9 protein-coding genes are annotated in these 16,266 nt (G+C 49.0%); 2 read left to right on the plus strand and 7 right to left on the minus strand.

Annotated features, from left to right (window positions below; translation table 11 throughout):
• Positions 1-92: 92 nt before the first annotated feature.
• Entirely contained in the window at positions 93-449 is a 357-nt protein-coding gene (locus tag HP401_RS03105; RefSeq protein WP_015893868.1) for a response regulator, read from the plus strand.
• Between the two features lie 49 nt (positions 450-498).
• Here the strand turns inward: HP401_RS03105 and HP401_RS03110 are convergent, their stop codons facing one another.
• Positions 499-6,414 carry an AAA family ATPase gene (locus HP401_RS03110; protein WP_173604021.1) on the minus strand — a complete coding sequence of 1,972 codons (5,916 nt, stop codon included), beginning with the start codon at positions 6,412-6,414 and terminating at the stop codon, positions 499-501.
• A 129-nt stretch (positions 6,415-6,543) separates the two neighbouring features.
• On the opposite strand from HP401_RS03110, the gene HP401_RS03115 reads away from it, so the two are divergent.
• Positions 6,544-7,170: a cupin domain-containing protein gene (locus HP401_RS03115; protein WP_173604022.1), complete on the plus strand. Its 627-nt coding sequence runs from the start codon at positions 6,544-6,546 to the stop codon at positions 7,168-7,170.
• 87 nt (positions 7,171-7,257) lie between these two features.
• Here HP401_RS03115 and HP401_RS03120 read toward each other — a convergent pair whose 3' ends face one another.
• The 6 genes from HP401_RS03120 to HP401_RS03145 all read right to left on the minus strand — a co-directional run bounded on the left by HP401_RS03120 (position 7,258) and on the right by HP401_RS03145 (position 16,243).
• Entirely contained in the window at positions 7,258-7,992 is a 735-nt protein-coding gene (locus tag HP401_RS03120; RefSeq protein ID WP_173604023.1) for an MBL fold metallo-hydrolase, read from the minus strand.
• Between the two features lie 201 nt (positions 7,993-8,193).
• On the minus strand, positions 8,194-10,692 hold the full coding sequence (locus tag HP401_RS03125; protein ID WP_173604024.1) for a GAP1-N2 domain-containing protein: 2,499 nt from the start codon (positions 10,690-10,692) through the stop codon (positions 8,194-8,196).
• The gene (locus tag HP401_RS03130; RefSeq protein WP_173604025.1) at positions 10,692-11,957 is read right to left on the minus strand and encodes a TRAFAC clade GTPase domain-containing protein; all 1,266 of its coding nucleotides are present in this window, start codon (positions 11,955-11,957) and stop codon (positions 10,692-10,694) included. Before HP401_RS03130 ends, HP401_RS03125 begins: the two co-directional genes overlap by 1 nt.
• Positions 11,958-11,970: 13 nt before the next feature.
• Positions 11,971-12,606 (minus strand): beta-mannanase, encoded by a 636-nt coding sequence (locus HP401_RS03135; protein ID WP_173604026.1) that lies wholly within the window; start codon positions 12,604-12,606, stop codon positions 11,971-11,973.
• A gap of 17 nt (positions 12,607-12,623) precedes the next feature.
• Complete coding sequence (locus HP401_RS03140) at positions 12,624-13,898, minus strand: vWA domain-containing protein (RefSeq protein WP_173604027.1); 1,275 nt, start codon at positions 13,896-13,898, stop codon at positions 12,624-12,626.
• Complete coding sequence (locus HP401_RS03145) at positions 13,895-16,243, minus strand: hypothetical protein (protein ID WP_173604028.1); 2,349 nt, start codon at positions 16,241-16,243, stop codon at positions 13,895-13,897. The genes HP401_RS03140 and HP401_RS03145 overlap by 4 nt, the downstream gene beginning before the upstream one ends.
• Between the last annotated feature and the right edge of the window lie 23 nt (positions 16,244-16,266).

Below are 16,266 nucleotides of genomic sequence, written 5' to 3' on the forward strand. Positions count from 1 at the left end.
AAATGATTGCGACATTTTTCCTATAAGTGTTATGGTAAAATTAGACTGCTCACTTACTAAGGTTAACTAACCGTTTCGAAACAGGAGGCTTTATGGCTCGTATACTGATAGCAGACGACTCCCTTGTAGTACGAGATTACATGAAAATCATTTTGGAACGGGCGGGCCATCAAGTCATTGCAGAAGCGACGAATGGATTGGACGCCTATCAAAAATATACGGACCACCTCCCCGATGTGGTGACGATGGATATCAATATGCCAGGAATGAATGGCATAGAGACTGTCAAAAAAATCATCGGCACCTTCCCCGACGCCAACATCATTATGGTCAGCACCAACGGATTAAAGCCGCTCGTTTTTGAAGCAATCAACGCTGGAGCGCGCCATTACATTCTAAAACCGATCGATGAAGAACGGCTTTTGGCTTCCATTACGAATTCTCTTTAGTCGATCAAACAAAAAACTGAGGCACTGTCGCCTCAGTTTTTCTATGGATCTAGTGAATTTCTTCCAACGGGATTCGGAAGGTAAAGCGGGTCCCTTCTCCTTTTTGGGTATGAACCTGGAGGGTTCCTCCCAACTGCTCAACCTCTTGTTTGACAATGGACAGGCCAATTCCTCTGCCCGATACGAGACTTGCATGTTCTTGAACCGTGGCATCCTCAGCCAATGCCAGCTTCAGCTTTTCCCTATCTCCGCCACGCCCATCATCACGAATCGTGACGCACAGGGAAGTATCCTCTTGCCAAATGCGGCATTGAATCTTGCCGCTGCGTTCTTTTCCGCATGCTAATCGTTCTTGCTCTTCTTCCATTCCATGATCAATGGCATTGTTGAATACGTGAATCAGGCTCCTCGCAAAATTCTCGAATCGCTCCGGATCGACCAGTACTTCTTCCACATCCCATTCGACCGGATCGATGGTCTTATTTAGACGGATAGCGAGCTCGCTTACATAATCTTCATAACGGGACAACATGTCCTTCATGGGACGATAACGCAGCTTGCGGATGCGGTGGAGCAGCTCCTGCTGAGCTTCCCCCTGTACCAGACTGGTAATCTCGTGCTCGAAGCTTTCCCACCGCTCTTTTGCAATGGTGTGCACATGCTCGTTATGATCCAGGAATCCGACCCCGAGCTTGTGCTGCATGATCGACAAATCCTGTTGCATCGCAGCTTGAACCTCTGCGAATGACTGGTGGGCACGCACATCCTCGTCGGACAGGCGTTCCTCGGACTTTGCCCATTGAATCAACCACGACTCCAAATCATGCAGCTTTTGTGGTGTATGAATCAGGTGTAATTGGCTGAAGTCACCTTTAAACTGATGAATCTGAGCGACCAATTTGAATAGCTTCTCGGATTCCGCCATCTCTCCTCCGAGGATCTGCTTCCACCCCTCCTCAACGAAAGCGTTAAAAGCTCGCAGTACCTTTTGGAAGAGCGGAAGACTAATCGCTACCGTTACGACCATATTCAACCTTTGCCATTCTCGCTCCATCTTTGATTTGAGCGCACGCTGCTCACTCATATCAGTCAGAATCAGCATCAAGCCCTCTGGCGAATCTCGCCGATCTTCATAAATCGGCTTACATGCCAGCTTCAACGGCATTTGATTGATCTGGACTTCCGTAGGAAAGAGGCTGAGATACAGCTCTTTTTGCCCTTGGTCTTTTGCTTCAAAGTACTTTTCCAAAAGAGATTCAATGAACACGCTGTCCTCTGGACGATCTGGGTATAGGAGCTCTGCAACCGAAACTCCAGCCAGTTCTCTCCCAAAAATCCGCAGACATTCCCGACTGTATTCAGAATGGACCAGCAGGTTCTTGGAAAAAGAAAGGAAGCCTTGTCCAGCATTATTTAACAGATTTTTATTCGCCTGCAAAAGTGCCTGAATCTCATTGGTACGCTCTGTCACAATCTTTTCCAAGGACTGATTCCATTGCTCCAATTGATGATACAGTCTCGCATTTTCAATAAAGATTGCAATTTGCGAGAAGATCAGCCTGAGCGGCTCTGAGCGTTTTTCGTTGAACACATGTGTCGTCTCGTTGTTCTCCAAATAAATGACACCGATCATTTTCCCTTGCTGCCATAGCGGGGAGCATAGAATCGATTTCGGCTGGTGCTTCGCAATGTACGTATCACGGAAAAAGACGCCTTCAACCGAAGCGTTGTGGAGCACCAGCATCTCTTCTGTACGAATCGTGTAATTCACGACAGCGACAGAGAGCATCCCACTATGCTCATACGGGACAGACTGCATAATCTCCACGTCCAAATCGACAGAGCCTGCTGCTTCGATGAGCCAGTCACCATCTTTTTTCAGCAGGAGGATTCCTTTCTCCGCACCTGCATTGCTCATCACCGTGCGCAGCATCGTCGCCAACAGCATTTCCAAGCGGAGCTCGCTAGCAATCGTTTGCGACGCTTTGATAACACTCATTAAATCGACGAGATCTGCTGTCTGGTCAGTCGTAGCAATCTCAGCGGAAGCCCCCAAGCTTCTAACCCGTTGCAAAAGATAAGGGTACCGTTCCCCAATCTCTCGTGCCTTGGCGACCGCTCCCCATAGCATGTAAACCTCGTGGGCCTCCGTCATGTATGCCTTCGCAATCGTTTCCATTCCAAGTGCCAAGTAATGCTGGGCAGCCAATTCATTTGCCATTGCCTCGTTTTGCAAGAAAACATCCTTTTTGGCGAGTTGAACCGCCTGTTCATAAAAAGGACCCGCTTCTTGTTTATGCTCTGTGACACGGAGCCACTCAGCATGCATCAGCAACCACTTGTGCTGAAAATTTTCCGGGCATTCGTTTGCCCACGTCTTCATCTTTTTGAGATTTGCTTTGATTTTTTTCCCATACCTCGATTTTTCCTGTCCGTTGGCGTTCTCATAGAGCCCCGTCAATGCCAGTGTTTGCATAAAAACTTGCTGGCTAACAAGTACTTGTCCGCTGACTGAATCCATCCATTGCTCCGCTTCAGCCAGCAGCTGGGCTGCCTCCAGGTGGTTCCCGTACATGAGGTGAACCATCGATTTATAGTAGTGGTACATGTACCGTTTGTAGCTGTTTCCTTCTTTTTGCAGGTTGCTTACATAGGCAACTTCATCAAAGCCATCATGGCAAAACGCCGTTCGTTCATTGTCCGTCCACCTTGTAAAAGTATGCAGCGCCTGGCGCAATAACAGGAGCCGGTCATCGTGATCAACGACCTTGATTTGTTGAATCATATCGCTGTATTCCTCGATTTGCTGCTCCAATTCTTCTACTGGCACACCACAATAGAGCATAGCCTCCAAAAGCCCATGGGCATTGTAGGCAGCATAAATGTTTCCTCCGCCGTCCAAGCCGAGCTGAATCGCTTTTTTCAGGAGAGGGATGTTCGTCCGCGCATGCTCGCACCAGTGATTGATCAGTAGGGCAAACGCGCCATACGCCTTCGTCATGGCAATCGGATCGGCGAAGCTGTCTGCTACACGGCAAGCCAATTGTCCAAATTCATAAGCCTCTCGATAATTTCCGAATTGAGCAGCTTGTACGATCCCGTAACCGGTATAACCATTTGCCGAAGCGACTGCGTTTCCGTGCACGAGTGACAGATGAAGGGCACGCAAAATCGTTAAAGCAAACCAATTGAGATTGACATAGTAAGCAGATGGACCAGCGTAGCTGATGATGCTCATCGCCATCTGATAATTTTCATCGGGAACATCCGGCAAATACAGCAACTCATCTATTTTTCTGCCTTTGAGGCGTCGCTTGATATGAAACATTTCCATAATGATATCGAGCTTGCCAGGCTTTTTCGGAATCGGTACGCCCAATAACCCCAAGGCTTCGCTTGCGATCTCCATGACACGCGGAAATTCAGCCAGTCGTGTATACATGCGAATTTCCATTTCCAAAATGCGAACGCGTTCCCGGTCTGTTTTGGCATGCTGCATCCCGCGTTCAAACAATTGTTTTGCCTCATCCAATTGGTTACAGAGGTACGTCGTCTCCGCAGACAACGCACACAGCTCCATGGTCAGATCATGATTGTGCTGCCAGCCCTCTTCCCCCACCAGCTCGAGACCGCGGTGGAAATACTGCAAGGCTGACTCAAATGCCGCAGAGGATTTCGCTTTTTGTCCAGCGAGCAAATGACAATGCGCTACATGCATGCGCTCCGCTTGATCCTCCAGTATCTCTTTGCCCCGATACATATGATCGCAAATTTCGAACAGGAAGCCAGATTCGCTCCCTTGGGACATTTCCCACATCATTCTGCCCAGCTTGACGTGAATCTGACCGCGCTCTGCCTCTGCTAACAACGAATAGGCGGCCTGTTGAATTCGATCATGCACAAAACGGAAACGAATCCTCATCTGAGACGCCACTTCTTCTTCCACGAGCGCAGCGTATGTCAGATATTCCGCTCCTTCAATCGGATAGATGAGACCTTCCTCAATCGCAGGCGATATATGCTGAATGGCTTCTGACTCCGTTTGATTCCGTGACTTGGCTATCAAATGAAGCAAAAACGAATTGCCCAGACAAGCAGCATAAGCGAGCTGCTGCTGAGTAGAATCAGGCAGTCTTCTCATTTTTTCTACGAGAAGATCGGCCACATTTTCCGTTGTACCCAGCTTCTCGATTTCGACCAAATCCCATTGCCAGTTCCGCTCTTCTCTTCCATACCACAACAAGTTCCGATCATACAGCGTCTTAATGAATTCCCTTACATAAAACGGATTCCCGGCTGTTTTTTGCATAATAATCGTAACCAGCGGCTTCGTCATGTCCGTATCGCTATGCAATGTATCTGCTACTAACGCATTGAATTCGTGTTCTCGAAGCGGCAATAACGTGAATTGGCGCAAAATGCGGCTCTTGATGCCTGTCTCTGTCAAAATGGCAATCAACGGATTCATCATACTGCCATCATGCTCACGATAAGCGCAAATCAATAGAAAATGACTGATCTGCCTATCTGCAATCAACTCTCGGATCAGGAAAAGCGAAGAAGAATCCGCCCACTGCAAATCATCCAGGAACAAGACGAGTGGATGCTCTGGACGCGCCCAAATCCGAATAAAGCGTTGCATCACCCATTGAAAACGATTTTTTGCTTCTGCTGCAGGCAGCTCAGGTACGGCAGGCTGCTTGCCAATCACTGCTTCAAGCTGTGGAATGACATCCACGATCACTTGACCAAGGCCTTGCATGGCGTCGAGTATCATCTCTCGCCAAGCAAGCAGCTCGCGTTCGTGGCCTGCCAATAACTGCTTGATCAAATCCTGAAAGATTTGAATGAGGGCCGAATACGGAACGGCCTGATTATATTGATCGAACTTTCCTGAAACAAAACGTCCCCGGCCGCTCAAAAACGCTTTTTGCGCTTCCAGCACGAGGGCAGACTTACCCACACCGGGAGATCCACTGAGAAGAACCATCCTCGTAGCGCCTTTCGTGACTTGCTCAAATGCATCGATAAGCATCTGGATTTCTTGCTCACGTCCATACAGCCTCTCTGGAATCCGCAAGTGATCAGCACGATCTTCTAAAGCAAGCGGAAAAGGCGTAATCAAACCGTTTTGTTCAAGCTGGTCATAGCAGCGCTGCAGGTCTGCCAGTAAGCCAGACATGCTAAAGTAGCGATCCTCTGTATTTTTTGACAGACACTTCATCACAATGTCCGATAGAATCTCTGGAACGGATGGTTTTACACTAGAGGGAGCGAGCGGCTTTCTCGCCATATGAGCATGTATGAGTTCAAGCATGTCCGAAGTTAAAAAGGGCAGCTTTCCCGTCAATAACTCGTAGAGCGTGACACCAAAAGAATAAATATCGGAACGGTAATCGACGGTGCGATTCATTCTCCCCGTCTGCTCCGGCGACACGTAACGAAGATTTCCCTTCCATTCTTTTGGATTCATCACACTTTGGTATTCTTGGTGGGATTTCGTCGCCAACCCAAAGCTACCAAGCTTTACCTCATAGGTTTCAGGATGAACCAGGATATGATCGGAATTTACATCCTTATGAATGATTCCGTGCTGATGGATTTCCTTCAAACAGGAAGCCATGCGGACTGCAAGGAAGAGCATCTCCTTCAGTGACAGTCCTTTCATTTTCATAAGCAAGGAGAGCGGCACTCCCCCGAAATCTTCCGTAATCATTACCGTCTCACGGTTGTGATTAACCAGTTCGATGATCGTTTCCACTGCATGGGATTCCAATGATTGAAGAATGCGATATTCATGCTTCAGTTTCCACAGAGATTCCTTATGGGAAGGCCCTTCCATCGGTACTTTGAATAAGACAGGGAGATTGTCGTTATTTCTGTAACCCCGATAAATTCCCAATTTTGAATGAGTGGAAAGAAACTCTGCCACCCTATAACCTGGAACCACGATCATGCCGCTCATACTATCCACTCCATCTTTAGGTAGAACATCCTATCTTTCTAATTGTTGACCCGGAACAAATAATCTATATTTAATCTATATTCTGTCTTAATATAATCTCTTTTTACTATTTTTCAAGGAGGTATAGTTTTGTCAAATCTAAGTCGCAGTGTAAGCAACCCGCACAATAACGAAGTGGTCACCTTTTTAAAGACAACGGAAGAAACGAATGGCGAATATTTGTTATTTCGTACCGATCTCCCACCGGATAATGGGATTTTTCTACACTATCATACAAAACTTGTCGAAACCTTTGAAGGTGTAATTGGAAATTTAGAGGTAACCATCGATGGAAAAAAAGTAATCCTGAAGCCGGGAGAGAAGCTAAACATACCGACGGACAAGGTTCATGGGTTCCACAATCCCTCTAACGAATTCGTCAGCTTCCATGTCGAAATCCGTCCGGCAGGTACTTTTGAAGCATTTGTCCGCTGTGGATACGGGCTCGACACAGACGGGCGCAGCTTTTATTTGCCGTTTATCAAGCAAAATATCCCGAAAAATATTCTCCTCTTGGGAACGATCTTTCAGATGGGGGAGTTTTACCTCCCGATCATTCCGCGTTTCCTGCAAAAAGGCATGTTTGCTGTGCTCGCTGCATTGGCTCGTTGGACAGGCTCAGATAAGTCGCTGGAAAAGTACTACAAAACCTCTCCAGATGCACCAGTCTCCCATTCCAAGGTCGAGCAAACAGCGCAAAAGACGTTACAGGGATAAAATGAGAAAAGACACCATAGGGATTACTCCAGCTCTGGTGTCCTCCACGCTTCTTATATCCACATATTGCAGGATCAGGTAACTACTTCACCGTAGCAGAGCATAGAGCTGCTCTTGCACGTTGTTTTGGCACATGCCTCCATGATAACAAATGATGCTAGTAATTTCCAAGTTCTCAAACTTTTTTAATGAGTTTACTGCCATTTCCATATCGAGAGTGTTTTGCGGAATCGGTCCTCGCAGTGCTTCGTTCATGTACACCATAGCATCTCCTGCTATTAAGGTCTTGCTATCTTGTACATATAAGCTGATATGCCCCGGCGTATGTCCGGGAGTATGAATGATGCGGATTCCCCCACAATACGGCAGAATCTCTGCGTCTGCCAGTGTCTTGTGCACCATTGCCTTGGGCGGATTTTCGCAAAGCCATTGCAAGTACTCGCGCTCCTTTTCAGGCAACATCGCAAGTAAAGGAGCCATGTTTTTGGGGTCTGCTTTGAGGAGTGGGCGTGTGCCTTCGATGTACGGCTGATCCAGCTCGTGCGCGTATATTTCAACCTGTCCGCCAAGCTCACGAACGATTTCTGGAAGACTGCCGATATGATCAAGGTCCTGATGTGTCAAAATGATAGCCTGTAAACGCTCAGGTGGTATGCCAGCGCGGCTCATTTCCTGACGAATGATCTCCCATGAACCCGGCATTCCTGTATCTACCAATACCGCTCGGTCATCATCCCAAAGCAAGGTGGGATAGATCACCATCGGCTTGCCAAATGCCTCTCCTTGTAGCGGAATCATTTTCACACCTGTGTTCGCTTCCATACCCTATTCCTCCTCACACCTTTTTATCGCACAACTACTTTTTATCACGGAGCGAGGAGTTTTTTCAACAATAAAATATTTAATTATACCACAAATAAAAATATTTGTCAATATATAATCAAGGCGTCTTCTTGTACAAAAAAGACCCCCAAAATACGCGGTCGCTCCTACCCGAGCAGACCGCGTTGGCCTTCTATTATCTTAGGGTGTCGTTGTTTGAACAGGCGGTCCACCCGTAGATGCATCTTGGCTTCGCTCCCTAATAACACCATGGACAGGTTGGATGTCAGGCTCGTCCACCATCAACCGATAAACTGGCACGAACACAGCCGGTGGGCGAGTCGGTTCTGGCTGTGTTTCAGGTGGCTGTACGTGCGTACTCGTACCTCCCCAAACCATATAGCCTCCCCACGCTCCAGCACCTAGCAAGACAACTGCGCTGGATATCACCGTAGCTTTGTGCCGAAACAGCTTCACGAGCGGATTGGCTGTTTCGCTGCGTACCTCGTCCAAAAGCTTGCGGAAATCAGCATTTCGGATCGCATACCACCGTTTTCGCCATTCTTTATCCCGCAATCTCCTGCCTTTCTCTTCAAGGAAAAAGACCTTCAATGCTTGTCTGTATGCAGGCAGCAAATACTTCCCTTCGAAAAACATCCGCTGGCTCATCGTCCATTGGATAAAAGACAATGTAACGGCTTCCCCACCATTTTGCTGAACATATCCTAGCAATTCTGCAAACTGGAATCCTTCCTGACCAAAATGATCTTCCCTGTAAAAGACCAGTGGGACCTGTGGGAACTCGTCTGCATGGAGTGGTTTACTCAACATATTCTGGATCATTCTTTGTTGCACAGAAATCGCTTCCCGATCCCATTTTCGGAAAAACTCTGCCGGATGTGTCGTGCTTCTCTCTTCATGCAGCTTCGCCAGATTCATGAGCATTTCTTGCTTGTGGCGACTCTCCATATCCAGCGTTCCGAAAAAGCTCTGTGGCTTCTCCTCTAAGAGGGCGATGAGAACCTGGAAATCATCCTTGGATAGCGTGTCTAGCGCGACGAGCTTCATCAAGGACTTGTCCAGCTCATCCAACAGCTCATCGGCATAGCCACGTGCCCCATCGATGTTTTCAAAGAACTGGTGGATGGTAATGGCGGCAGCTAGCTTTTGACGTTCCCTTGCAAAGAGACGCAATACTTTTTCTGTTGTCGTAGCAATAAAGACGGCATTGCGTATCGCTTGCGGTTCTGTTTCTGACCAAAACCGGATTTCCTTTAGCATCTGGTCCAAGCTGGTCACGGCGGATACCCGCTCAGTCATATAATCCTCAAAAAGCGGCTTCACCAACTGCGGATAGCCGAAAATCGTCCGCATCATGAAGCCAAACAGCTCCCGGTTGCTGGACAAATGCTTGTACACCTCTGCCACGTAGCTACTCTGTCTTGCGGTCTTGGCCTTCATCAACACGTCCATCAGGAAGCGGATCAAATCCATTTGCAGGCGTTCCTGCTTGGTGACCCGGTAGGATTCAATTATTTGCTTAATCGTCTCGCCGTCGGGCAGCCGTTTGGACGAAAGCGCCTCTATTTCGATCCGCATCAGCATTTCCTGAAGCTCGATCAGCCGTTTCTTGCGGGTCAAGCTACTGTGCCCCAAATAGCTGTTCAATGCCTGCCAAACGCCCGCCCGCTTGCTCTCATACACGGACGTTCGTCCCTTTTCAATTAAATACAGTGCGCACAGCTCATAGTACGTGCGAAGGTTCAAGGCTAGTGCATGGTCTGCTCCAGCCAGCACATCCTCACAAAAATCGTGGAAGGCATCCAGAAGCCGTGGCTCATTGACATACTCCCAGGCAAAGTCGAGGTATTCGTGTCCTCCGTCCTGCAAATCGACGTTTTGAACGCGACCAAGGGAGAAGTCAAACAAAAAGTCTTTGTCGCTGTGCCCCCCGCCTGGGCGTAGGCTTCCTTTTTCCACAAACGTGACGTGGATATGCTTCTTGCTCTGTGGCTCGTTGCTAAAAGTGAGAAAACCAAAATGTCTGCGCATCTCATAAGGCAGACAACTGTACAAAATCTCCAACAAGTGAGCAGCACTCTTGGATGAGGCACTAATATCCACATCTAGGCTGATGAACACCTTCTTTTTCGCTGCGAGCGAGGACATCACCGCAAAGAGGAGCTGTTTGAATAAACGCTCATCGACACCCAACTGTCCGAGTAGCTGTTTTCGGTCTTGCGGCAAGCCTTTTTCTGAAGGGATGTCATCGACGGTAGGAAGCTCCTTACCCGCTGCATCGTCGTGACGATCTGCAAAAGTACGGACTCCGAAGATCTTGCTCGGATTCTTGATAAACTCATCTCGACGCTCTACCGGAATGACATAGTTGTGGCTGAAAAATGTATTGCGCTGCCCAGTAAAGTCCGCTCCGACAAATACACTTCTACCGAGAACCATCTCTCCTGATTCGGCTTGGAAGCTAACAAGCGCCTCCGGAAAGAGAGACAGATTGCTTTCCGCCCGCTCTTGAAGCTGTCGCGGCGCATCGTACACGCAAAACGGATGGAGCGTCTTCTTGATGAATTGGTTATCCAGCCCTGGCGTTTTGGCGACAGTATCGTATCCTTCGTTCGAACGGAAAACCCCTTGTCGCCCGCGGGTGTAGTACTGCTGCAAAATGGGCTGACGGTTGCTCACTACCGCTCCCTCCCCTCGATGTAATCAAGCTGGTGCATCAACCAAATAAACGGTTCGTCGACGCGAATCGGCGTCACGACACCACTTACCCTTTGATTGACTGGATTGCTCCCCAGCGCAGATACAGCGAAATAGGCCGTATTCGTAAAGTAAACATCCAACGCGTCTTTAAACGGTCTATCTACCTTTTCAATGAATCGGCGGATTTCTCCATCGATGTTCTCAAATTCAGCCGTATTTAAATATTGTTCATGGACAAAATTGCGGAAAACATTGCTGTTGGACTTGATGTATTCACCATCGTCTTCTTTGATCAGATGCAGCATGTCGCTCTTCGTCAACACGACAGCGGTCGGAATATGGGTTTTGCTCTGCTCCTGATAGCCGATGAAATTCTCAAACAGCGTAATGACAACCTCACGCGGCTCGTCGTACCTTGCCGTGAATTCCCCTGGCTCATCCCCAGCTTGCAGCATGACCCGATCGCGAATGGTTTTGATTTGCAGCGGATCGACCAGGAACAGAATGCCAGACGAGTTTTTCACATGCGCCGCATACAGCTCCAAATACTCGCGGTCGACCATTCCCTCGCCTGCTACGTCGAAAAACACAAGGATCAATGGTGCCTTGTCGCTATCCTTGAAAATGAATTGGAAGATGAATGGCTCCTGACGCTTTTCTTTTTGCGTGGAATCAAGCAGCTGTCCGCGCTCAAACAAGGGTGCCTCATAGTTCTCTCGAAACTTGCGGCTAATCTGCGCATTGAGCGGCATACACGCGGCATCAAAGTGATTCGCTGTCGTGTTTTGCAAGGTATGGATCAGTGAGGTCATGTACACGGACTTACCGACCTGAGACGCCCCGACAATCGAAATAATGTTGCTCGGCGCTTTCCCTGCCGTAATCGGCAGCTCGTTGTGGCATTTCGGGCACAGTCTGCGCTTGGAAACCATGCCATACCGGTCAGTCACACCTGCAAGGACGTTATCGACGTACAAATGGTTTTCCGACGGGATGGATTCCGGATCGATCACCGCTTCTAGCTCATCGATGGCATCCAGTCCGAATTTATCCCGATACGCATTGAGAATCTCATCCTCCTGCAACGCGTAGTCTTCGTCGTCCTGGCGATAATGCGTGGCACGAAAGACAACTTGGTCCGGTCCGTATTTCGCGAAGCAGTACGGGCAGACAATATCGTAAAAAGGAAGCCGTTCCTTGATCTGCGGCTTCTTCTCAAACATGTTTTTCAAAAACGACAGCATGACGCATCCCCTCCTATTCAGGAATCAGTTCGTACATTTCTCCGTATTTTTTCCCGTCCGTAAAAAACAGGCGGACGACGTCTTTTTTCCTGACCTCGATCTCCGGCATCAGATTGACACCGGGCTCGAGATCACGAATGAAATTGTATCGGGTACCGTCATCCTTGTGGGCGGGAGGAGAGCCTTCTTTTTTTACGTAGCAGAGTACGTCCCGCTCGATCGGAATCTCTGAAAAAATGCGAATCTGCAACGATTGATACTTACTGAACCAGCTTCCGCCCCGTTTGAACGAGTAGTAGATTTTGGCCTTTCCTGTGCTGACGTGGATCACATGGGCATCCCCGTCTGGCATGAGCAGTAGTGGCTTGCCATTTTCCAATCGGCAAGGAAAGATGCGGTATGTGTACCTGCCGATGCCGTCTGTTTTTTCCCGTAGCCCTTTGTGGACTTTGTATTCCTCTCGGGTATACAGCTTGAACTGACGATCATCCAGCTCGCTTATGTCAAAAGGGGCGCCAAACTGCGACTTGTGCACGTACACGCACGGAATATCCTGCGCCCAATGCCAATTGAGCACGTATTCGCTCCCTTGATGCTGGCAGGTGACGTCCTTGATGAAGATTTCTGTTGTTTCCTCCCGATTAATCATGTTTCATCATGCTCCCTTTACTCAAACCGCTTGCTGCTTTGGTTCCCGGCGTCCAACGCGCGAGGGTTTTGTCTGTTGTTCAGTCTGCGCTTTGCAAAAGACGATCCGCCACTCGTAGAAGCTGGCACAAAGAGAGTGAACAACGTCAGGATGACCGCGAGCAAGGAGCACGCCAGCAAACGTACCACCATATCGAACAAGTCGATCGACGACAGACCCATTTCCAAAACGAGTCCAGCTAACAGTCCTGATACCGCCCCGCCAATCGTGAAGCTTTTGGCCAGATGGCGATTGTCAAAAATCAGACCCAGCCCCAAGCCGAGCAAAGCACCGAGGATCAGAACACTGACTACACGGGTAATGGCGTAAAACATGCTATCTTCTGTCGCTCCAGTCCGCTCGGAAACAATATTGCGGTCTGTTCGGCTCATATCGTAAATCTGACCAAAGATTCCTGTCATTTGGTCAGCGTGTTCAACATTGAAGTAGCTACCGCCAGTCTCAGCAGCAATCTTTTGAAGCAGCGCCGTTCCGTCTGCATCGATTTGGCTCATGCCTACCGTATGGACAATCACGTGGTTTTGCTTGTAGGGCGCAAGGGCGGCAGGGACATCCAGATCACTATAGCCATCTGACATCAGCACTACGGTACTGTTCGCCATTTGATTGGCTTGGAGCTGGTCCAGCCCCGCTTGCAGTGCCAAGTCGATCCGGGTGCCTCCATCCGTGCGCGGAAATTGGAGTAGCTTCTTCACAACCTCATCCTTCACGGACTGGCTACTCAGCTCGGTGAGGGGTTGCAGCACGTTCGTTTGATCGTGAAACGTGACCACTGCTATTTTCATATCACTATCCATGCGCTGCACCATGTCGGCTGCTGCTTTGAACAATTGGTTATCCGGGTCAGACGACTGCATGCTGCCTGACGTATCCAGAACCATGACAATATTGTTGGCACCACTGGCCTGTTGAAACGATGACCCGTACAGCAGCTGAAGCAAGAGCGCCGCTACGCCCACCATCAAAAATGTGCTGGGCACGAGCATTTTCCAGGAAAAGCCCAGATAGCGCTGCTTCCAGCCGATTCCATTCAGTCGTGGCGAGATCATTTCCGCAATGAGGCACATCAATCCTACGAAAAAAGCATATTGACCAAAATAAAGTCCCATTAACAACCATTGCGGTATTTCTCCGGACAGCTTGCCGAGCATGACTTCCCCGACTAAAAATCCGATCACGCCACCTACCAGACTACACACCAGCATGAGTAAGCTTACCCTTCTCTGATTCATGACGACTCATCTCCTCCCACGCGGCGAAAGACAAACCCGCTATCCTCATAGGAAGCATGGTATTTCTTGTTATTGCGGTAAAACATCAACTCTTCCATGCCGAATCCACCCATCAGGTTCATTTTTTCTATCCCGCTTTTTTGTTCCTCGTGGATGCAGCCCAGCTTGTATGTTCGTGTGTTCTCATCCTTGTGCAGCGCATACTGGACGAAGTCGTTGTGAATATCGGCAAACAAGTACTTCTCCTCATAGCGATGCTTTTGCAAGAAATGGAACACTTCGATGTGAACCGCTGCCCGCTCTTCCAGCACCAATGCCAGATCGAGGAATAAATCCTCCTTCGTCAGCACGGTTCGGTTATCATAAGCAGCCCCGACGTTGGCACGAGCCAGCAGCTCCGCCTCAAAAGATAAAGCAAATGGCGCACGAGTGAGAATCTCGTTCCGGCAAAACTGACACAGCCTCTCCACGAGTCCGGCGAGTCGATTCCCGCTGAGCAGAGCGCCGCTGCCAATATACCGTTGTTCCATGTAAAAATCACTGCCGCGTGAAGCTTCCAATGACCGAATCGTTTCATGGACGACCGATTCGTAATATTCGTCCACGTTTTTGCCCAAGTAATCAGTCGCTTCCCGAACGCTCGTCTGGGCGATTTCCCGCAGTTGCTTATGCAAGGCTTCCAACTGCTCGACTTGCTCACCTAACTGCCGGTGAATCTGCTCTGCCTGTTTCTCATAGCTCACAAGGATAGAGAGCATCATCTCCCAATCCAGCAGCTCCAGCTTTTTGCCATAAACAGCGTCCAGCAAATGGCGAATGAAGGTCCGCACACGCTCCTTATCCCGTGTGAAAAACCCTCCTACGCGAATGTCCTGCCGATCCACCCGCTCTTGGTAGAGATCGACCAGCTCGGCTTTCATCTGTTCAATTTGTCGAGATGTCTCGCGAATGCCTGTGCGCAGCTCATCCAGCAGGTTTGCTCCATTGGCGTGTTCGGCTGTGAGATAGTAAGCCGCATACAGCCCAAGCCGTTCATCCTCGATGACATTTTTCTGAATCAAATCAGCCAAGGACTCCTGAGACAGCATGTGCTCCAGACGTTTACGCGCCCCAGAAACGACATTCGCCTCAAAAAAGGCTTGGCTGCTGCCGTCAAACAAAGCCAGCTCTGCTTCGCGCATATTCATATTGCAAAGCTCGCTGTAGCTGATGCCAGAGGTCATGAGCCCAGTCATTTCATCCAAGATGTGATCCTCAGGAAGAATGCCAGCCAATTTTCGCTGCAAATCATGCGCAGTCAATCCGAGCTTCTCTCTCGCTTTTGTTTTCGGCAAAACCTCGCCGTCCTGGAGTCGCTCCCAATAGCGGTCAAATACTGCGGACAGCACCGTCAGTGCAATCGCATGAGTCGGTCGCTTTACTTTGGAAAGGCCAGCAGACGCGAACTTGGTCTGCCCGTGTTCAACCGAGATGCTGCGCATAAATTGCAGCTTGTTATAACCGTCATTGCTTTCATGGAACTCCGGCTCTACCTTTTTGTTGTTCAAGAGCACCAGCTTGCTGATCAGCTCGTAATTTTCCTGCATGCCGCCTTCGATAAACAAGCCATGCTCTGTCTTGTCACTCAATAGGTACGCCAGCGAAAACAACGGCGCGTTCACATGCTCCACAGGTAGCTTCACGAGATCCTCTGTTACCAAAAGATTCGCTCGATAGCTGTAGTCGCTCCGCTGATAACGATTGACCTCTTCCAAAAAGCTGACCGAGAGGGCTGTGGAGAACCCGAATGCTTCCCCGTTGTTCTTTTCTTGGAGCAAGACGTACAGGTCGACTGATACGTTTTTAAACAGCTCATTGAGGTAGCTCTTGAGTAGCAGCGTCAGCTCTGGCAAAAGGATCGTGGCAGGGTCATCCGCCCTTGCCACGACGGCAATATTGACTTGCTGAAAAGCAGTGAACAACTTGCCCATTTCCGCTACACGTACGCTTGCCAGCTTCATTACCTTGTTCAGTTCCATGGTGACAGCTTCATCGAGTAAAAAACGCTCGTGGATCGAGGTACGCATCTTTTTCTTGTCGTCATCTGCCTGTGGCAAGCGGCAGCCAATTACTTGCGGATGCTCCCACGTTTTGTCCTGATACGCATGGACATAAAGAACACCGTGACCATTTTGCCAACTGCGTTCGTTGTGGGCACGAACAGCTTGCAGTGCCTCTACGCTCTTATCCCCGAGAAAAAGGAAGAGCACGGGGTTTTGAATGCTTCGCTGTCCGTTTCCGCTATCCAGTTGTCTTTCCAATTCCGTAACGTATTGGGTCGCGAACTCTCCGATCAAATCCCTCATGCTTCCTCCTCGGTTATCAAACG

The sequence above is a fragment of the Brevibacillus sp. HB2.2 genome, assembly GCF_013284275.1.
Taxonomy (GTDB): domain Bacteria; phylum Bacillota; class Bacilli; order Brevibacillales; family Brevibacillaceae; genus Brevibacillus; species Brevibacillus brevis_D.